Here is a 20,229-nt window from a genome sequence, read left to right as displayed (position 1 = left end):
TGCATGGACGACGCGCAGACCTGGACGCTGATCGGCGGCTTCATCGCCGTCGTCAGCATCATGTTCACGATGCTGCTGCGCCTGGTCGACGCCAAGATCGGCGGGCTCGAGAGCCGGTTCGACAGCCGATTCGACACCATCGATCACCGATTCGCGGCGATGGACGAGAAGTCCGAGGCCCGCTTCCAATCCATGGAGGCGAGGTTCGGCGCCATGGACGCGAAGTTCGATTCCATGCGCACCGAGCTGAACACGCGGTTCGACGTCGTCGACCGCCGCCTCGATCACCTCGACGGCGACGTGCAGGCGCTGACGCGGCACGTGTTCCACCGCGAGGACGGCTGATCCCGCGGCATCCGCGCGGCGTCAGCCGGCGGCGCCGATACCCCGCTCACGCAGGTCGCGGCGGTGCTTCTCCAGCGCCATCAGCTCGCCGAACAGCCGGTTGTAGACCTCGACCTGCGCGGACGGGTCGGTGCGCTGCAGCTTGGCCTTCAACGCGACCAGCTGTCGCGACACCCAGACCTCGTGCAGCCGCAGCACGACCGAGTCGACGTAGCGCTGCACGGCGTTCTCGTCGACCGGCATGGCCTCGACGGCGAGCTGGGTGACGATGTGCCGGGCGGCGTCGTCGGGCGCGACGGCCAGCAGCGCCTCGACCCAGTCGTGCCCACCTGCCTGGGTGGCGCAGCCGCCGGCCTTGGCGACGGCCTCGCGGACGGCGCGGTAGGCGGGCGACAGGAACGCCTCGGGTGCCAGGTCGTCGAAGGTGGGGCCGGCCAGGGCGGGCCGCTGGACGGCGACGCGCAGTGTCGCCCGCTCCAGCTCGAGCGTCTGCGGGTCGACGTTGCCGTGTACCGGCACGCCGAGCGCCTGCTGCCCCTCGAACGGCGGCGCGGCGCCCCGGCCCCGTCCGCCGGCGGCCGCACCCCTGTCGGGCACCCCGGCCGCGGCCCGCACCCTCCGTACAACGGTGTTCTCCCAGTTTCCTTCGCCGGCTCCAGGCGGTGAACCCACCCATCCAGCCAACTGAGCCGCGTATTGATCCCTTGAGCCGCGATCTCTGATCCGGGCGATGTATGGGATCGCCTTGTCCAAGGCGCGCGATCGGCCATCGCTGCTCGACAGGTCGAACTCTGCGACCATCGTGCGGATCGCGAACTCGAACAGCGGCCGGTGCCGCGCGACCAGCTCGCGCACGCCGAGGTCGCCGGACGTCTGCCGCCGCTCGCACGGGTCCAGGCCGTCGGGGTCGATGGCCACGTAGGTCTGCCCGACGAAGCGCTGGTCGCCCTCGAACGCCCGCAGCGCCGCCTTCTGCCCGGCGGCGTCGCCGTCGAAGGTGAAGATCACCTGGCCGCGGTACTCGTCCTGGTCGCGCAGTAGCCGGCGCAGGATCCGCGCGTGGTCCTCGCCGAACGCCGTCCCGCACGTGGCGACGGCGGTGGTGACGCCGGCCAGGTGACAGGCCATGACGTCGGTGTAGCCCTCGACGACGACGGCCTGCGACGTGCGGGCGATGTCCTTCTTGGCGAGGTCGACGCCGTACAGGACGTGGCTCTTCTTGTAGATGGGCGTCTCGGGGGTGTTGAGGTATTTCGCCTCGATGCGGTCGTCGTCGTACAGGCGGCGCGCGCCGAACCCGACGACGTCGCCCATGAGGTCGTGGATGGGCCAGACCAGCCGGCCTCGGAAGCGGTCGTACGGCGCGTTGCGGCCCTGCGCGACCAGCCCGGCGGTGATGAGCTCGTGGTCGCTGAAGCCCTTCTGCCGCAGGTGCTTGCGCAGCACCTCGCCGCCCTGCGGGGCGTAGCCGACGCCGAACCGCTCGGCGGCGGTCTGGTCGAACCCGCGCTCGTCGAGGAACTGCCGGCCGGCCACGGCCTCCGTCGACCCTGCCAGCGCCTCGGCGTAGAACTCCGCCGCCACCCGGTGCGCCTCGACCAGCCTGGTGCGCTCCTCACGGCTCTGCCGCGGTCCGGTTCCAGACCCGGTCTCCTCGTACCGCAGCTGCAGCCCGACCTTGTCGGCCAGCCGCTCGATCGCCTCGGTGAACGAGAGCTGGTCGATCTTCTGCACGAAGCTGATGACGTCGCCGCCCTCTGAGCAGCCGAAACAGTGAAAGAATCCGCGGGCGGGCGTGACGTGGAACGACGGCGACTTCTCGTCGTGGAACGGGCAGAGCCCCTTGAGCGATCCGCCGCCGGCGTTGCGCAGCGCCACGTACTCGCCGACGATCACATCGATCCTGGCGCGCTCGCGGATGGCCGCGATGTCCTCGTCCCGGATTCGACCTGCCACGCGCAGAGTCTACGACCCGCCGGCCCGCCCGCGGCCCATGCGACCGGCGGTCCGTGGGTACGGACCCCGATATGCCGGAACTCCCCGACGTCGAAGGGTTCCGCCGGGTGCTGCGGAAGGCCGCCGGCCGGACCATCGACCGCGTCGACGTCCTGGACGCGGGCGTCCTGCGCGGCGTCGACGCGGGCGAGCTGCGCGACGCGCTCATGGGAGCGACGTTCGCGGCGCCGCGGCGGCACGGCAAGTGGCTGGTCGGGCCGGTCCGGGCCGGGCGCCGGCATCGCCGGGACGAGCCGAGCGTGGTGTTCCACTTCGGGATGACCGGCTCGCTGACGTGGAGCAGCGCCGACGCCGAGCGCCACCGGCACGACCGCGTCACCGTCGGCGCCGGGTCCCGCGAGCTGCGCTACCGCGACCTGCGCAAGCTCCAGGGCATCCGGCTGCTCCCGGACGACGACGCCGTCACGGACCTGCTCCACGATCTCGGGCCCGACGCCGCCGACGTGGACGACGTCGAGCTCGGCGAGCGGCTCGGGCGCCGCCCGCGCCGGCTCAAGCCGGCTCTGATGGACCAGACCGTCGTCGCCGGTCTCGGGAACCTCCTGGCCGACGAGATCCTCTGGCAGGCGCGGATCCACCCCGGCCGCGGGACCCGAGACCTCACCGACGCCGACCGCCGGCGCCTGTACGACCGGCTCCACGCCGTGCTGCGGCGGTCGACGCGCGCCGGCCGGGTACCCGGATGGCCCAGCTGGCTCACCGGACACCGCGATGGGCCCGACGACACCTGCCCACGCTGCGGCGCCCACCTGCGGCGCACGCGGCTGGGCGGCCGGACGACCGTCTGGTGCCCCCGCTGCCAGCCGACCTGACCGGCCGGCGGCGACCGACGCCGCCAGGCGGATCAGCGGGTCAGGCTGGCGTGCAGAGCGACGGCGGAGTCGTCGGTGAGCGAGGCGACCTGGTCGACGATCACGCGCAGCCGCGCGGCGTCGTCTGGGGCGTCGGCCCAGGACTCCTGGAAGGCCGGCTCCAGCGACTCCGGGGCACGCAGCCGCAGCGCCGCCACCAGCTCCTCGATGAGCTCGCGCTGACGGGCGTAGATCGGCGCCCGGTCCGACGCCGTCATGACGTAGACGGCGGCGAGGCCCTTCAGAACGGCCACCTCGACCCTGGTCGGGCGCGGCACGACGAGGTCGGCGGCGTAGCGGGTGAGCCGCCCGCCGCCGTAGGCAGCGTGCGTCGCCCGCTCGGCGTCGTCGCAGAAGCGGCCGATGAGCTGGCTGGTCATGTCCTTCAGGGCGGCCAGGGAGCGCAGCCGGCCGTCGTAGGAGGCGACCCAGTAGGGCAGGGCGCGCAGCCGGTCCAGCGCCTCGGTGATCTCGTCGGCCGAAGCGTCGGGCAGATACCAGGAGCGGGTCAGCTCAGCCACCCGTGCGCGCTCCCCCGCGTCGTCCAGCCGCGCGCCGGGCTGCAGCCAGCCGCTGACGATCGCGTCCTCGACGTCGTGGACGCTGTAGGCGACGTCGTCGGAGAAGTCCATGACCTGTGCCTCGAGGCAGCGGCGCTCGTCGGGGGCGCCGTCGCGCAGCCAGCCGAACACCTCGGCGTCGTCGTCGTAGACGCCGAACTTGCGGCCATCGCGCTCGCCCCGCCGCCACGGGTACTTGGTCGACGCGTCGAGGCTGGCGCGGGTGAGGTTGAGCCCGGCCGACCGACCGTCGGGGTGTGCGGCCTTGGCCTCCAGCCGAGTGAGCAGGCGCAACGTCTGCGCGTTGCCCTCGAACCCGCCGATGCCAGCCGCGATCTCGTCGAGCACCTGCTCGCCGTTGTGCCCGAACGGCGGGTGCCCGAGGTCGTGCGCGAGGCAGGCGGCGTCGACGACGTCGGGGTCGCAGCCCAGCTCCTTCCCGAGCTCCCGGCCGACCTGCGCCACCTCGAGCGAGTGGGTGAGCCGGTTGCGCACGAAGTCGTCGCTGCCTGGCGCCACCACCTGGGTCTTGGCCGCCAGCCGCCGCAGCGACGCCGAGTGGACGACGCGGGCGCGGTCGCGCTCGAACGCCGTGCGCACCGCCCGCTTCGGGGGCTCGGCCGCCCACCGCTCGCGGTCCGCGTCGTCGTAGCCGCTCATCACGGCCAGAGGTTACGCTGCCCGGTGCGCCGGCGCGTTCGGTACCCTGGCGCCACTGTCACCCGGGGGGAAGTGGCTGCATGAGCGTCCCGTCCAGCTTCGCCGTCGTCGGCGGCGGCATCGTCGGCTCCGCCATCGCGCGCGCCCTGGCCCGCTCCTCCGACGGCGCCACCGTCACCGTGCTGGAGAAGGAACCCGAGCCGGCGCTGCACCAGACGCGGCGCAACAGCGGCGTCGTCCACGCCGGCATCTACTACACGCCTGGCTCGGCGAAGGCTCGATTCTCGCGCCGCGGCGTCGGCCTGCTGCGCGCCTACTGCGAGGAGAAGGGGCTGACGTACGACGAGTGCGGCAAGGTCATCGTCGCCCTCGACGAGACGCAGCGCAGCCGCCTCGACGACCTGCACAAACGCGCCGTCGCCAACGACGTGCCCGGCGTGCGGATGCTCGACGCCGATGGGCTCGCCGAGCTGGAGCCGCACGTCCGCGGCGTCGCCGGGCTGCACTCCCCCACCACGGCGATCGTCGACTTCGCCGCCATCGCCGCGGCGCTGCTGGCCGACGCCGCCGACGCCGGCGGAACGGTGCGCACCGGCTTCGAGGTCACGGGGTTCCACCAGTCGAACGACGAGGTGCGGGTCACCGGCGCGTCCGGCGAGACGCTCGCCTTCGACCGCGTCGTCGTCTGCGCCGGGCTGCAGTCCGATCGGCTGGCGCGACTGGCCGGCGACGACCCGTACCCGCGCATCGTGCCGTTCCGCGGCGAGTTCGCGCTGCTTCGCCACGACAAGCGGCACCTCGTCAACGGCCTCGTCTACCCCGTGCCGGACCCGCGCTACCCGTTCCTCGGCGTCCACCTGACCAAGCGGGTCGACGGCGAGGTGATGGTCGGCCCGAACGCCGTCCTGGCGCTGGCCCGCGAGGGTTACCGCAAGCGCGACATCGATCCGGCGGAGCTGATCAGGCTGGCCCGGTGGAGCGGATTCCGCCGGTTCGCCTGGGCCAACCGGCGCACGGCGGTCCAGGAGCTGTACGGGTCGATGAGCCGGCGCCGGTTCGCCGCGGCCGCCCGGCAGTACCTCCCCACCCTCACGGCCGACGACCTCGTGCCGGCGCCGGCCGGCATCCGGGCGCAGGCGATGGACGCCGACGGCACGCTGGTCGACGACTTCCGGTCCAGCCGGTGCGGCAACGTCCTGTGCATCCGCAACGCGCCCTCGCCGGCCGCGACCGCGTGCCTGGCCATCGCCGACGACGTGGTCGCCGAGCTGCTCGGGAGCGATTGACGCCGACCATGTCCGGGGCACGTCACGACGTTTTCTGGAGCATCACTACGCCTGCAATCGTGGTGACGCTCGCGTAATCCTGGTGATGCAGGCGATCCTTGATACTCGCCCCGTCCGCCTGGTCGCTGCCCGTTCTTGCCCCGAAATGGCCGGGCGCCCGGCCCCGTGCGGGACCGAGCGCCTGACGGGTGGAGCGGGTGTTACGGCTTCACGAACCGGTGCCGCAGCGCGAGCAGACCGGCGACCAGCAGCCCACCGGCCAGCGCCAGCAGGGCGGCCGGCGATCCGCCGGTGTCGGGCAGCTCGCCCTCGTCATCGGTCGGCGACGGCGACGGGGTGTCGCTGGGCGAGGCGGTGGGCGACTCCGACGGCGACTCACTCGGGGACTCCGACGGGGTCTCGCTCGGCGTCTCCGAGGGCGACTCGCTGGGGGTCTCCGACGGCGTCGGCGTGGGCGTCTCGGTGGGCTCCTCCTTGGTACCGCACACGAACCAGTGGCTGATCGCCGGATACTTCAGCCCGCCTGCGGTGAGTGCCCCGAGGTCGACCTCCGGCTCCCAGCCGATCGGCGGGGCGTGCAACTCGGTCCACGGCGGCTCGAGGTACACGGTGTAGTTCGGCGCACCCTTCACCACGACGGCCGTGATGGTGTAAGAGTCGTCGAGCAGCTCGACGTCCAGGAACTGGTTGTCGTCGCCGTAGATGGTGCCGCCGATGACGTCTTCCTGGCCCTCGACCGCCTGGTCGTCCTCCGAGGAGTACAGCATCATCCCGGGAGCGTCGACATCTTCGCAGGTCGTCGCATTGCCGGGATAGTAGTTGTGGGTGTGGTCGTCCGGGTGGTCGACCTCGTTCTCAGCCGCTGCTGGGACGGCAGCCCCCAGCGCGATCGCCGTGCAGGCAGCGGCGATGAAGGTGATTCGACGCACGATATGCCCCTCGAATTTAAGTATTCACTGCATGACAAAGGCCGCTGCGGAGGCAGACGGAACATATCGGACGCCGCACGGTGCTGGCAACGTGCTCCCACATGACACGCCGGGCGCACGACCTGGGAGGCCGTGCGCCCGGCGGCGTCAATGATCGTTACCGCTTGACGAACCGGTGCCGCACCGCGACCAGACCGGCCGCGACCAGCACTCCGGCCGCCATCAGCAGGACGGTCGGCGAACCGCCGGTGTCGGGCAGCTCGCCCTCGTCATCGGTCGGCGACGGCGACGGGGTGTCGCTCGGCGTCGCTGTGTCCGACGGGCTCGGGGTCTCCGACGGGGACTCGCTCGGGGTCTCCGACGGGGACTCGCTCGGGGTCTCCGACGGGGACTCGCTCGGGGTCTCCGACGGGGACTCGCTCGGGGTCTCCGACGGCGTCTCGGACGGCTCGTCCGTCGGCGGCTCCGTGGGCTCGTCCGTCGGCGGCTTGGTTGGCTCGTCCGTCGGCGGCTGGGTGGTCGGCGGCTCGGTGGGCTCGTCGAAGTGGACCTTGCAGATCGTGTAGTTGCTGATCTGCGCGGGCTTGCCGGAAGCGTTCTCCGGCGCGTGCAGGTGGGTCAGGTCCGGCCCCAGGTACAGCGCGGTGTCCGGGCCGCCCTTGACGAGGACGACGAGGTCGATGCCGCTGGCCTCACCCTCCGGCGTGAGGACGACGTCGAGCCACTGGTAGTCGTCGGACAGCGTCACCTCGAACCACCGGTGATCGATGATGTCCGGGACGTCGGCACTCTCCTCCCAGACGACATCGCCGTCGACGATGCCCTCGCAGGACTTGACGTTCCCGTCCAGGATCTGGTCGGGCTCGTTGTGGTCGGCGGTGGCGGGAAGGGTGCCCAGCAGTGCGGCACCGATGGTCATGGCAGGTAGAACGGCAGCAAGGTACGCAAGACGGCGCATGATGCCTCTCGATGTATTAAATCGCGCTAATTCGACACAAGCGGTCGGAGATTATCCGATCCGCCCGCTTGGTCGCAATGCGCCTCGCGTGTCCGTTTCAGCGGCTGTCGCTACCCTCCGTGACCAGGGCGGCGCGACCCGCTTCCAGCCGCGCGACCGGCACCCGGAACGGGGAGCAGGACACGTAGTCGAGCTTGATCGACTCGAAGAAGTGGATGGAGTCGGGGTCGCCGCCGTGTTCGCCGCAGACGCCCAGCTCCAGATCCTCCCGAGTCTCTTTGCCCTCCCAGGCGGCGATCGAAACCAGCCGGCCCACACCGTCCGCGTCGATGGACTCGAACGGGCTCACCCCGAACACGCCGCGTTCGAGGTAGGCCGGGAAGAACGTCGCCTCGACGTCGTCGCGGGAGAAGCCCCACGTGGTCTGGGTGAGGTCGTTGGTGCCGAAGGAGAAGAACTCGGCCGCCTCGGCGATCGCGTGCGCCGTCATCGCAGCGCGCGGCAGCTCGATCATCGTCCCGATCGGGAACCGCAGGTCATTGCCGGTCTCGGCGGCGACCTCGGCCACCGTCGCCTCGGCCATGTCGCGGATGGCCTCCAGCTCCTGGACGGCGGCGACCAGCGGCACCATGATCTGCGGCTGTGGGTCCAGCCCCCGGGCCAGCAGCGACGCGGCCGCCTCGGCGATCGCACGCACCTGCAGCTGGAACAGCCCCGGCACGACGAGTCCGAGCCGCACGCCGCGCATGCCGAGCATCGGGTTCTGCTCATGCAGGCGCTGCACCTCGGCCAGCAACTCGGCGGCCGACGCGTCCGGCGACCCGGTCGCCTCGGCCACCGCCACCCGCACCGACAGGTCGGTGATGTCGGGCAGGAACTCGTGCAGCGGCGGGTCGAGCAGCCGGATCGTCACCGGGTAGCCGTCCATCGCCTCGAGGATCTCGGTGAAGTCGGCGCGCTGCAGCGGCCGCAGCTCCTCCAGGCCGGCGTCGCGCTGCTCCGGAGTGCGGGCGAGGATGACGCGCTCGACGATCTTGCGCCGCGCGCCGAGGAACATGTGTTCGGTCCGGCACAGCCCGATCCCCGCGGCGCCCAGCTCGCGGGCCCGGCGGGCGTCCTCACCGGTGTCGGCGTTGGCGCGCACCTCCATCCGGCGGCGGTCGTCGGCGTGCCGCATGAGCCGCAGGACGGCGTCGACGACCTCGCGGCGGGCACCGTCATCGGACACCGCCGCGGCGGCCGCCGCGTCCCCGTACAACGCGTCGACCACCGCCGACGGCACCACCGGGACCGAGCCGAGGAAGACCTCGCCGGTGCCGCCGTCGATGGAGATGACGTCGCCCTCGGCGACCCGCGTGCCGTCGGGTGTGGTGAACGCGCGTGCCCGCGGGTCGACCCGCAATGCCTCGACGCCGACGACGCAGGTGCGGCCCATGCCGCGGGCGACGACGGCGGCGTGCGACGTCTTGCCGCCGCGCGAGGTGAGGACGCCGCGCGAGGCGACCATGCCGCGCAGATCGTCGGGGTTGGTCTCGCGCCGGACGAGGATGACGTCATCGCCGCGCTGGGCCCACTCGACCGCCGTCGCGGAGTCGAACGCGGCCTTGCCGACGGCGGCGCCGGGGCTGGCCGCCATGCCGCGGGCGATCGGCGTCCGCTGGGCGGCCGGGTCGAACTGCGGGAACATCAGCTGCGCCAGCTGCGCGCCGGTGACCCGCGAGAGCGCCTCGTCCTCGTCGATGAGACCCTCGTCGACCAGCTGGCCGGCGATCCGGAACGCCGCGGCCGCCGTCCGCTTGCCGACCCGGGTCTGCAGCATCCACAGCTTCCCGCGCTCGATGGTGAACTCGATGTCGCAGAGGTCGCGGTAGTGCTTCTCCAGCGTCTCCATGATCTCGAGCAGCTGGTCGTACGACGTCTTGTCCAGCCGCTCCAGCTCCGCCAGCGACAGCGTGTTGCGGATGCCGGCGACGACGTCCTCGCCCTGCGCGTTCGGCAGGTAGTCGCCGTAGACGCCCTGCTCACCGGTGGCGGGGTCGCGGGTGAACGCGACGCCGGTGCCGGAGTCGGGCCCGAGGTTCCCGAACACCATCGCGACGATGTTGACCGCCGTGCCGAGGTCGTCGGGGATGCGCTCCTGACGGCGGTAGATGCGGGCCCGCTCGGTGTTCCACGAGTCGAAGACGGCACGCACGGCGAGGTCGAGCTGCGCGCGCGGGTCCTGCGGGAACTCCGTACCGCTCTCGTCGCGCACGATGCCTTTGAACTCGGCGACGAGGTCACGCAGGTCGTCGACGGTGAGGTCGACGTCGGACTCGGCGCCGCGGTCCTTCTTGCGCGACTCCAGGGCATGGTCGAACCGCTCGCCGTCGACGCCGAGCACCGTCTTGCCGAACATCTGGATCAGCCGGCGGTAGGAGTCCCAGGCGAACCTATCGTCGCCGGCGGCCGCGGCGAGCCCGGACACCGAGATGTCGGTGAGGCCGACGTTGAGGACGGTGTCCATCATCCCGGGCATGGAGAACTTGGCCCCGGAGCGCACCGACACCAGGAGCGGGTCGGTGGCGTCGCCGAGCCGCTTGCCCAGCTGAGCCTCCAGCCCCGCCAGGTGCCGCTCGACCTCGTCGGCGAGTCCGTCCGGCTCGCGTCCGGTCGTCAGGTACGTCCGGCACGCCTCGGTGCTGATGGTGAAGCCCGGTGGGACGGGAAGCCCCAGGGAGGTCATCTCGGCGAGGTTGGCACCCTTGCCGCCGAGCAGGTCGCGTTGGTCCTTGCTGCCCTCGGTGAAGTCGAAAACGTACTGCACAGGCCGGCCCTCCGTGTCGCGTACGGCATCCAACGTGCGAAGTTGCGCGGAGCCTAATGACGCGCGCCGAGCGGCCGCCTGGACCACTTCGGGACCAATCGCACCGGAACGCGAGCCCGCCGGCGTTCCACGTTCCCATGACCGCGTCCGACCCCTCTGACATGGTCGTGGGCGCGTGACGCACGGCACACGCGCTGGTACGGACCTCTCCCTACCAGTGGACGGCGTCAGTCCGGTGCCGAAGTGCTGCCGGGGAGGTCTTCGCCGATGGTGTCGCTGAGCTGGTCGACGTTGAAGACCAGCCACACGAAGATGCCGGCCGCGAGCGCGGACACGATGATCGTGCCCAGCGAGAACTTCGACTGCACGGCCTTGTAGATGACGAACACGATCGCGACGGTGACGGCCACCGTCCGCAGCACGGGCTGCAGGTCCACGGCCGTCGTCGAGGCCCAGTCGAGGATCCCTGCCTGCATGCCCCGAGGATACGGGCGGCCCCTCCACTCACGCTCCCCTTCGCCCAACTCGCGGACGGCGGGCGGGGGCGGGGATGCCGGCCTGGGTAGGCTCGGGCGTCCGAGCGAGGGACGAGCGAGGCGGGCGGGGCCGGCATCCCCGGCCCCGCCCGCAGCACCCGTCAGCGGTAGTTGGTGAACTCCTCCATCGCGACGACCGGCCGGACGCCCGCCTCCAGCTCGGGCGTGACGAACGCGTCGCGCAGCAGGTCGTCGGCCAGGGCGTTGCCGATCGCGGCCATGATCATGCCCTGGTCGAGGGAGAGGAAGTACTCGTCGACGGTGCCGGTGTCGACGTTGACGGTGTCGCGGAACCCCCAGTCGGAGTAGATGTCGAAGTCGCGCTCCAGGTTGGCGAGGTTCTCCATCGCCTCCTCGGGGGCGTAGCGCAGCGCGAGGAAGGACGCATGCGGCGTGACGATGCCGTTGGTGTAGTCCTCCGGGCCGGGCAGCGGCTGGGCCGGCCGGTCGCAGAAGCCGTAGTCGACCAGGGTGGCGTCGTTGTTGGACGGGTAGCCGTTGGGGTCCATCCCGATCGCGTCCACGCCGTAGACGCGGTAGCCGCCCTCGGTGTCGTTGGCCGGCGAGAAGCCCCAGTACCCGTACTGCGCCTCCTCCAGGCCGTGCTCGATGTGCGCCCGGACGTAGAGCGGGTGGTTGACGGCCCAGCTGCGCCGTCCCCAGGCCTCCTCGGGCACGAACAGCGTCGGCATCAGCGCCTCGAACATGCTGCCGCCCCAGGCCGGGACGATCTCCATGCCCCGGTACCGGTAGGCGCCCTCCCAGACGTCCTGCCGCAGATAGCTGCGCCACTCCCCGACCGGCCGCTGTTCGTGCCAGTTCCAGTCGCAGGTGCCCGGGAAGCTGCGCCAGGTGCCGAAGTAGGTCTTGCGCGGCAGCTCGCCCTTCGCGATGCCGATGTAGCTGGCGATGCGGCTCTCGCTGACGAGGGTGTCGTAGCAGCACGGCGCGGCGCCGGTGCTGGGTGCGTAGTGGAACAGGATCCGGTTGACCTCGGGCCGGTAGTAGAACCCGAAGTCCATGCTGTCGAACAGCTCGCCGGCCGGCTCGGCCAGCTCCGGCACCGCCTCGCGGACGACCTGCAGGCCGGTCGCCAGCCAGCCGTTGTCCACCGACGACAGGTGCGGGACGACCGTGCTGCCGTCGTCCGGCCAGATGGTGATGACCTCACCCGTCCGGTGGTCGTACCAGTTGAAGAACTGGCCGCTTCCATCGTGCCGCTCCAGCCCGGCCAGCGTGTCGAGGGTGGCGGAAAGCCGGTCGACCAGCTCGTCGCGCTCGATGATGCCGAGCTTCTCGGCCACGACCGCGCTCCACATGTAGGCGCCGATGTTCGTGGTCGACGTCTGCACGCTCGGCGTGCCGTCAGCCTTCAGTTTGTCCGCGGGCATCCCGCTGGCCTCGTCGGTCATCGCGACGAACGACGCCCAGGTGTCCTCGGCGTAGCGCTGCAGCGTGGCGCGGTCGTCCTGCGACAGGCCGCCGCCGGGGCGCGCGGCGGGCGCCGGCGACGCGGCCTGGGTCGGCAGCGCCAGGCCGGCCACCAGCACCGTCGCGACGGCCGCCGCGACGGCCTTCGCTGTCGGTCGTAGTTGCATGGCAGTCCCTTTCCGGGGTTGGTGGACGGGGTCAGCGGCCGCCGGGCGCGCTGCGGCCGGCGGCGGCGATGATGGCGTCGCGCTCGGCACGGGTGAGCACGCCGTCGTGCACGAGGTGCTGGGTCACGCTCCGGACGTGCAGCATGAACCGGCCCTGGCTCGGCCACTCGATCTCGTCCTCGATGAGGTCCTCGACGGTGCAGCCGTCCTCGCGCTCGTCGTTCGTCACGCCGGAGTCCACGTCGCGGATGACGACTGTCGGGCTCTCGTCGGAGTCCGGGCAGGCGTCCGGCGGCTCGGACTCCAGCACGTGGAAGTGGTCGAACGCGACGGTCGTGGCCTGGGTCTGCTCCTGCCCGAACGCGTAGACGCCGACGTCGGCGGTCGCCAGCCGGTCGTTCTCGATGACGCCCACCTGCTGGAAGTCGACGCCGTCGGAGCTGTAGTAGCCGGTGTAGGTCGAGCCGGTCTTCTCCAGCCGCAGCCACCAGGTGGTGACGCCGTCGGGCAGGGTGACCTCGGGGAACGCGGGCTGGAAGATGTCGTCGATCTCGTGCCGCATCTCGATCTTGCGGGCGCACGGCTCACCGACCGGCGACGTGCCGACGTAGTCGAGCTTGAGGAACGTCTGGTCGCTCTCGTAGACCAGCAGGCCGCCCTGCTGCCAGCGTTCGCAGACCGGACCGGACACCTTCGTCTCGACCACCCAGTCGCCGGCCGGCATCGTCTGCAGCATCAGGTTCGGTGCGTTGTTGTGCTGGTCGAACAGGTTGGTCGGGGTGGTGTCGATCTTCAGCTGGCCGCCCTCGACGCGGAACCGGTTGAGGTCGGGCCGGACGACGGCGTCCCAGCGGCACCCGTCCAGCCGGTCGCCGTCGAACTCGTCGTCGGGCGGCGGGTCGCTGCCCGGGTCGGCGCACTCGATCGGCGGCGACGCCTCCGGCACGGCCTCGACGCGGACGGAGTCGTGCGCCACCGACCCGGCGGCGTCGGTGACGGTGACCGTCGGCCGGTAGACGCCGGACAGCTCGTAGGTGTGTGTGACCTGCGCGCCGGTCGCCGTGGTGCCGTCGCCGAAGTCCCAGGTGTAGGTGAGCTCCCGGCCCTCCGGGTCGGTGGCCTCGGCGCTCAGCGTCACCTCGTACGGCAGCTCGCCGGACGGCGGCGTCGCCTCGACCGACCAGATCTCCGGCCGCGCGTCCACGGACACGCCCTTGCCGCGGAACTTCAGGTAGTTGAGGTTGAACAGGCCGGTCGAGCCGGGCTCGTGCCGGAACACGAAGAACAGCTCGCGGGTGCCGCCGGGGTCCTCGATCGGGACCGTGACGTCGGTCCACGACTGCCAGCCGCCGGTCGGCGGGATGAAGCCGCTGTCGGAGACCAGCGGGCCGTCGGGCGCGCCGGCGCGGACCTCGATCCGGCCGCCGCTGCCGCCCGACGCGAAGCGATAGGTGATGCCGTCGATTCCACTCAAGTTCATCGGGTCGAAGGAGATGTGGTCGCCGTCGTCGATGAAGCCGATGTTCTGCCGGCCGCCGCGCGGGTCGCTGGTCGCCTCCAGCTGGACGCCGCTCTGCGACTGGTAGTGCTCGGCCTCTTTCAGCTTGGGCTGCAGGACGTGCAGGTCGCGGCCCGTGAGCGAGCCGACGCCGTCGCCGCCCCGGTCGGTGTAGCGGGCCTCGAGCACCCAGAACAGGTCCTCGCCGGCCGGGTGCCCGGCGTCGGTGCTGGTGGCGACGGTGCCCTCGCAGCCAGGGAGCACCTCGACGGGGTGCGCGTGGCCGGCGTGCCCGAAGAGCACCTGCAGCTCGACGCCGTCACAGGCGATGGTGCCGTCGGCGGTCGAGCCGTCCTCGGCATCGGTGACGTCGATGCCGTAGGCGAGGTCGTCGCCGAAGTCGAAGAAGCCGCCGTCGAGGGGTGGGTCGAGCGTCACCTCCGGCGCGGTGTTGCCGGCGGTGATCTGGACGGTCTGCGAGCGGGTCGCGCCGTCCTCCGCCGTCACCGTCAGCCGGGCCGAGTACTGGCCGGCGACGGTGTACGTGTGGGTGGGGTTCGGGTCGGTCGACTCCGCGCCGTCGCCGAACGCCCAGTGGTACGTGACCGGCAGGCCGCTCGGGTGGCCGGAGCCCTCGCTGCTGAACTGCACGGTCAGCGGCAGCGCACCCGACGTCGGGTCGGCGGCGGCCTGCGCGACCGGCCGGGTGCCGCTGCCCGCGTACTCGATCCGGTAGACGCCGGAGTCGGCGTTGTTGCCGCCGAACCCCGTCCCCCACTCGATCAGGTACAGCGCGCCGTCGGGCCCGAACGTCATGTCCATCGGGCGCAGGAACTGCATGCTGCTGAGCAGCGGGTTGATGTCGTGGATGCCGCCGGCACCGGCCTCGTCGAGGCGGAACTCCCAGACGTCGTTGCCGAACGGCCGCACGTAGCCGTCCTCGGTGTTCGTCCACTCGTAGAACAGCGCGGCACCGTCGTAGTAGGCGGGCCACTTGACGTCGGAGTCCAGCGCCTCGTCGTAGCGGTAGACGGGGCCGGCCATCGCGCCGCCGCCGGTGCCCATTTCCGGCCAGTTGGTGCCGGTCTCGGAGCGGCCGTAGTAGACGTCAGGCGCCGTGACCGGCGGGAGCTGGGTGAGGCCCGTGTTGTTCGGCGAGTCGTTGACCGGGTTCGCGCAGTCGAACGGCGGGCCCGCGGTCTGCGTCGCGAAGTCCCAGTCGCGGAACGGGCCGGCGCCGTGGCAGTACGGCCAGCCGTAGTTGCCGGCGGCGGTGATGCGGTTCCATTCGACCTGGCCCTCGGTGCCGCGGTCGGGGTCGGCCTGCGGGGCGTCGGGACCGTAGTCGCCGACGAGCAGCGTCCCGGTCGCGCCGTCGACCTCGATGCGGAACGGGTTGCGGAAGCCCATCGCGTAGATCTCGGGGCGGGTCTGTGCTGTGCCGGGCGCGAACAGGTTGCCGTCTGGGATCGTGTAGGTCCCGTCGGGCTCGGGGTGGATGCGCAGCACCTTGCCGCGCAGGTCGTTGGTGTTGGCGGAGCTGCGCTGGGCGTCGTAGGAGGCCCGGCCCGGCCGCTCGTCGATCGGCGCGTACCCGTCGGACTCGAACGGGTTGGTGTCGTCGCCGGTGGCGAGGTAGAGGTTGCCGCTGGCATCGAAGCTCAGGGAGCCACCGGCGTGGCCGGAGACCGCCCGGTCGACCGGCACCTCGAGCAGCTGCATCTCGCTCGCGAGGTCGAGCGTCGTGCCGGTGAGCGTGAGCCGCGACAACCGCTGCTCGGCTTCGGTCCCGTCCGGCGAGTAGTAGAGGTAGATCCAGCCGTTGGTGACGAAGTCAGGGTCGAGCGCGATGCCCAGCAGCCCATCCTCGCGCTGTGTGTACACGTCGAGCGTCCCGACGACGGTGGTCTGGCTGGTCGCGGGGTCGATCATGCGGACCTCGCCGGCCCGCTCGATGTAGAACACCCGCCCGTCCGCCGCGACGTCGAGCTCCATCGGGTTCGCGGTGCCGGTGTCGAGCGGGACCTTGTCGAAGGTGTCCCAGACGGTGCCGCCGCAGTCGGCCGCCGTCACACCGGCCACGGTCTCGATGCCGCCGAGCAGGTGCTGCAGGAACGCCGGCTCGGCGTAGCTCTCGATGGTGTGGCCGCCCGCTGTGTACCAGGCGCGGCCGCCGTCGTAGGTGTGGCACCAGGCGATCGGGTGGTCCAGGCCCATCGGGTTCGCCTCGGGGTCGTACGTGCCCTCGTCCAGGCTGGCCAGCACGTGCACGTCGCCGCGCGGGTTGGTGCGGAAGCTGTACCACTCGTCGAACCGCTGCCACTGCGCCGGGAGGTGGGCGGTGGACGGGTGCGTGCGGTCGGCGACCTGGATGGTGGCGTCCTGGTTGCGCGGGTGGCCCTTGAAGTAGGCGCCGACCAGCTCGCCGTACCACGGCCAGTCGTACTCGGTGTCCGAGGCGGCGTGGATGCCGGCGTATCCGCCGCCTGCCTGGATGTAGCGTTCGAAGGCCGCCTGCTGTTCGTCGTTCAGCACGTCGCCGGTCGTGGAGAGCCAGACGACCGCGTCGTACTGGGCGAGGTTCTCGTCGGTGAACGCGGCGGCGTCCTCGGTGGCCGTGACGGAGAACTCGTGCTCGGCGGCCAGTTGCTGGATCGCGGCGATGCCGGCCGGTATCGAGTCGTGCCGGAACGCGGCCGTCTTCGAGAACACCAGGATCGAGTAGCCGCCGTGGCCCGGATGAGCGGCGGCTTCGGGTGCTCGGGCGGCCTGCCCGCCGACGACGGTCAGCAGGCCGGCCAGCATCCCGACGACGCCGGCGAGGGCGGCCGGAAGTCGGCGTGCGCGCCGAAGGGGGCGCGGTCCGGGCTGAGTCATGCGCGGTTCCTCTCCGTCGAGTCCCCCTGGCCCCCGTTGTGCCCGGCCTCAGCCCTGATTTCGTCTGGCCGCCCGCCGAATGTAACCGGTATCAGTAACCGGTTACGAAGAGATTTCCGTACCAAATGTCCGGTGTCAAGAGGTCGGCAGGTAGATCGACCGAGCGCGGCCGGCACCACATCTTGATCGGCGCTGGCGGCGTGTCAGCGACCGTGCACGCACGTGATCACGACGATCACGGCCCAGCGTCCATGATCATCGGCGATTGCTGGCGTTCTGGCAGGGTTGATCGCCGATGATCATGGAGAAACCAGGGTTCCGGCACCCTGGGAACCCCGACTTCTCCATGATCAACGTACTCAGCCGCCGGAGATGTCGAGCTCGGCGGCGGCGAGGTCGTCGGTGACGCCGTCGGTGTCGTCGAGCCAGCCGGCCGGCAGCGCGACCTTGCGAGGACTGCCCTGCCGCCCGCGCGGCTGGCCGAGCTCGGCGACCGGGTACGGCTGGGCCGGGTCCAGCTCGCCGAGCAAGCCATCCAGCTCCGCCAGCGACGAGACCATGCCGAGCGACGCCCGGACCTGCTGCCCGGCGACGAAGCCCTTGAGGTACCACGCCATGTGCTTGCGAATGTCGCGCAGGCCGCGGTCCTCGCCCATGAGGTCGGCGAGCAGCTCGGCGTGCCGGCGCATCATCGCGACCACCTCGCCGAGCGTCGGCAGCGTCGGCGGCGGCGAACCCGACAACACCGCGGCCAGGTCCCGGAACAGCCACGGCCGCCCTAGGCAGCCACGGCCGACGACGACGCCGTCGGCGCCGGTGGCCTCGAGCATCCGCACGGCGTCGGCGGCCTCCCAGATGTCGCCGTTGCCGAGCACCGGGATCGACACGTGCTCCTTGAGCCGGGCGATGGACGTCCAGTCGGCGGTGCCGGAGTAGTGCTGGACGGCGGTCCGGCCGTGCAGCGCGATGGCGGCGCAGCCGGCGTCCTCGGCGATGCGGCCGGCGTCGAGGTAGGTGATGTGGTCGTCGTCGATGCCCTTGCGGGTCTTCATCGTGACGGGGATCCCGTATGGCGCCGCAGCGCCGACGGCGGCCCGCAGGATCCGCTCGAGCAGCCCGCGCTTGTACGGCAGCGCCGCGCCGCCGCCCTTGCGGGTGACCTTGGGCACCGGGCAGCCGAAGTTGAGGTCGACGTGGGCGACGCCGTAGTCGCCGGCGAGGATCTTCACGGCCTCGCCGACGTAGTAGGGGTCGACGCCGTAGAGCTGGACCGAGCGGACGTCCTCGACGTCGGCGAAGACCAGCATGTTCAGCGTCTTCTCGTCGCGCTCGACGACGCCGCGGGAGGTGATCATCTCGCACACGTAGAGGCCGGCGCCCTGCTCGGCGCAGAGCCGGCGGAAGGCGGCGTTGGTCACGCCCGCCATCGGCGCGAGCACGACGGGCGGGTCGATCTGCAGGGACCCCAGGCGCAGTGGGGCGACGGACAGCAAGGTGGTCATGGCGCCACCCATTGTCCACTATCCCCTCGACGGACCGGTAACGTCGGCAGCGCGGGGAGGCGCCCATGGCCGAGGCTCCACTCATCGAGATCAGGCAGCTCACGAAGCGGTTCGGCGAGCTGACGGCGGTCGACTCGCTCGATCTGACCGTGCGGGCCGGCGAGATCTACGGCCTGCTGGGACCGAACGGCGCGGGCAAGTCGACGACCATCCGGTCGCTCATGGGCTTCGTGCGGCCCACCGCCGGGCACGCCGGCCTGCTCGGCGGGACGGCGCACGACCTGGCGCTGCGGGCCAGGGTGGGCTACGTCGGCGGCGACGTCGTCCTGGACCGCGGGCTGCGGGCCGGCGAGCTGTTGCGGTGGTACGGGGACCTGCGCGGCGGCGTCGGTCGCGCTCGCGTCGGGGAGCTGTGCGAGCGGCTCGCCCTCGATCCCGGCCGCAGGATCGGCCAGCTGTCCAGCGGCAACCGGCAGAAGGTCGCGATCGTGCAGGCGTTCATGCACGACCCGGACGTCCTCGTCCTGGACGAGCCGACTGCCGGACTGGACCCGCTGCTGCAGCGCAGCGTCCTCCAGCTGGTCCGCGACCGCCGCGACGCCGGCGCCGCCGTGCTGTTCTCGTCGCACCTTCTGCCCGAGGTCGAGGACATCGCCGACCGGGTCGGCATCCTGCGCACCGGCCGCCTCGTGCGCGAGGACACCATCGCCAACCTGCGCGAGATCGCGCGCCACCGGCTCGAGCTGCGGTTCGCCACCGACCTGCCGCCCGGCCTGCTCGACGGCGTCGACGGAGTCGCGGCGGTCGAGGTCGACGGCCGGACGGCGCAGCTCGTCGTCGACGGCAGCGTCGCCGAGTTGGTGCGCCGCGTCGCGGGATACGGCGTCGAACGCATCATCAGCCACGACGACGATCTCGAGGACATCTTCTTCACCTACTACCAGGCGGAGGAAGACGCCCGATGAGCAGCGTGACGACCAGGCCCGCGTTGCGCGTCCGGCCGGGGATCGTGCTCCGGCAGATGCTGGCCGAACGCCGGCGCACCCTGGCGTGGTGGTCGGTGTCGATCGCTGCCCTGGCCGCGATCATCGGCGCCAGCTACCCGACCGTCAAGGACTTCGGCAGCCAGCTCGAGGAGCTGTTGCGGCAGCTCCCCCGCGGCGTGATCGAGCTGATGGGCGCCGGCGGCGGCCTCGTCAGCCCTGAGGGCTACCTGAACAGCAGGTTCTACTCCGGCCTGTTCCCGATCCTGCTGCTCGTCTTCGGGATCATGGTGGCGGCGTGGACGGTGGCCGGCGCGGAGCGGGAGGGGACGCTGGAGCCGCTGCTCGCCAACCCGGTCAGCCGCACCCGGGTGGCGCTGGAACGCTTCGCCGGCACGGCGGTCCTCCTGGCCATGCTGACCTTCGTGGGCACCGCGGTCTTCGTGGTGCTGCGCGGCCCGTTCGAGTTGACCTCGCTCGGCGTCGGCCGGCTCGTCGCCGCCGGAGTGGGCGTCTTCCTGCTCGCGATGGTCTTCACCGCGCTGACGTTCGCCACCGGCGCGGCCACGGGGAACAAGGGCGCCGCCATCGCCGCCGGCGCCGGTGCGGCCGCGGCGACCTACCTCGTCTTCGCGCTCGCCGCGTTCGTCGAGTTCTTCGGAAACCTGCGCTGGCTGTCGCCGTGGGACTGGTTCCTGTCGCCGTCGCCGCTCACCGACGGCTGGACGGCGTGGGCCGTCTGGCCGCCGCTGCTCGTCATCGCCGTCGCCGTCGCGCTGGGCACGGCGCTGTTCGCCCGCCGCGACCTGCGCTGACGGCGTGCT

14 protein-coding genes are annotated in these 20,229 nt (G+C 71.6%); 5 read left to right on the top strand and 9 right to left on the bottom strand.

What is annotated here, in order from left to right:
* Positions 1–3: 3 nt before the first annotated feature.
* On the top strand, positions 4–345 hold the full coding sequence (locus E1262_RS10730; protein WP_132103129.1) for a hypothetical protein: 342 nt from the start codon (positions 4–6) through the stop codon (positions 343–345).
* A 21-nt stretch (positions 346–366) separates the two neighbouring features.
* On the opposite strand, the gene dnaG is transcribed toward E1262_RS10730, so the two are convergent.
* Entirely contained in the window at positions 367–2,301 is a 1,935-nt protein-coding gene (dnaG, locus tag E1262_RS10725) for a DNA primase (protein ID WP_132103128.1), read from the bottom strand.
* Between the two features lie 71 nt (positions 2,302–2,372).
* Between dnaG and E1262_RS10720 the strand changes: the two genes are divergently transcribed.
* Positions 2,373–3,173: an Fpg/Nei family DNA glycosylase gene (locus E1262_RS10720; protein WP_132103127.1), complete on the top strand. Its 801-nt coding sequence runs from the start codon at positions 2,373–2,375 to the stop codon at positions 3,171–3,173.
* 32 nt (positions 3,174–3,205) lie between these two features.
* Here E1262_RS10720 and E1262_RS10715 read toward each other — a convergent pair whose 3' ends face one another.
* Complete coding sequence (locus tag E1262_RS10715; protein ID WP_132103126.1) at positions 3,206–4,432, bottom strand: deoxyguanosinetriphosphate triphosphohydrolase; 1,227 nt, start codon at positions 4,430–4,432, stop codon at positions 3,206–3,208.
* A gap of 80 nt (positions 4,433–4,512) precedes the next feature.
* Between E1262_RS10715 and lhgO the strand changes: the two genes are divergently transcribed.
* Positions 4,513–5,718, top strand: coding sequence for an L-2-hydroxyglutarate oxidase (gene lhgO, locus E1262_RS10710; protein ID WP_132103125.1), 1,206 nt, complete (start codon positions 4,513–4,515; stop codon positions 5,716–5,718).
* A 200-nt stretch (positions 5,719–5,918) separates the two neighbouring features.
* Here lhgO and E1262_RS10705 read toward each other — a convergent pair whose 3' ends face one another.
* The 7 genes from E1262_RS10705 to dusB form a co-directional block, all read right to left on the bottom strand.
* Positions 5,919–6,647: an LPXTG cell wall anchor domain-containing protein gene (locus E1262_RS10705; RefSeq protein WP_132103124.1), complete on the bottom strand. Its 729-nt coding sequence runs from the start codon at positions 6,645–6,647 to the stop codon at positions 5,919–5,921.
* Positions 6,648–6,804: 157 nt separating this feature from the next.
* Complete coding sequence (locus tag E1262_RS10700; RefSeq protein WP_162605859.1) at positions 6,805–7,566, bottom strand: LPXTG cell wall anchor domain-containing protein; 762 nt, start codon at positions 7,564–7,566, stop codon at positions 6,805–6,807.
* Between the two features lie 136 nt (positions 7,567–7,702).
* Complete coding sequence (ppdK, locus tag E1262_RS10695) at positions 7,703–10,411, bottom strand: pyruvate, phosphate dikinase (RefSeq protein ID WP_132103122.1); 2,709 nt, start codon at positions 10,409–10,411, stop codon at positions 7,703–7,705.
* A 227-nt stretch (positions 10,412–10,638) separates the two neighbouring features.
* Positions 10,639–10,887: a hypothetical protein gene (locus E1262_RS10690; protein ID WP_132103121.1), complete on the bottom strand. Its 249-nt coding sequence runs from the start codon at positions 10,885–10,887 to the stop codon at positions 10,639–10,641.
* Positions 10,888–11,048: 161 nt separating this feature from the next.
* Positions 11,049–12,545 carry a glucoamylase family protein gene (locus tag E1262_RS10685; RefSeq protein WP_132103120.1) on the bottom strand — a complete coding sequence of 499 codons (1,497 nt, stop codon included), beginning with the start codon at positions 12,543–12,545 and terminating at the stop codon, positions 11,049–11,051.
* 31 nt (positions 12,546–12,576) lie between these two features.
* Positions 12,577–16,920, bottom strand: a complete 4,344-nt coding sequence (locus E1262_RS10680) for a ThuA domain-containing protein (RefSeq protein WP_132103119.1) — start codon at positions 16,918–16,920, stop codon at positions 12,577–12,579.
* A 359-nt stretch (positions 16,921–17,279) separates the two neighbouring features.
* The gene (gene dusB, locus E1262_RS10675; protein ID WP_132103118.1) at positions 17,280–18,422 is read right to left on the bottom strand and encodes a tRNA dihydrouridine synthase DusB; all 1,143 of its coding nucleotides are present in this window, start codon (positions 18,420–18,422) and stop codon (positions 17,280–17,282) included.
* Between the two features lie 65 nt (positions 18,423–18,487).
* Between dusB and E1262_RS10670 the strand changes: the two genes are divergently transcribed.
* Positions 18,488–19,387 (top strand): ABC transporter ATP-binding protein, encoded by a 900-nt coding sequence (locus E1262_RS10670; protein WP_132103117.1) that lies wholly within the window; start codon positions 18,488–18,490, stop codon positions 19,385–19,387.
* A complete protein-coding gene (locus E1262_RS10665) occupies positions 19,384–20,220 on the top strand; it encodes an ABC transporter permease subunit (RefSeq protein ID WP_132103116.1) in 837 nt (278 codons plus the stop codon). Before E1262_RS10670 ends, E1262_RS10665 begins: the two co-directional genes overlap by 4 nt.
* Positions 20,221–20,229: the final 9 nt, after the last annotated feature.

This window comes from Jiangella aurantiaca (assembly GCF_004349105.1).
Taxonomy (GTDB): domain Bacteria; phylum Actinomycetota; class Actinomycetes; order Jiangellales; family Jiangellaceae; genus Jiangella; species Jiangella aurantiaca.
This window is presented reverse-complemented; position numbering and strand designations above follow the sequence as displayed.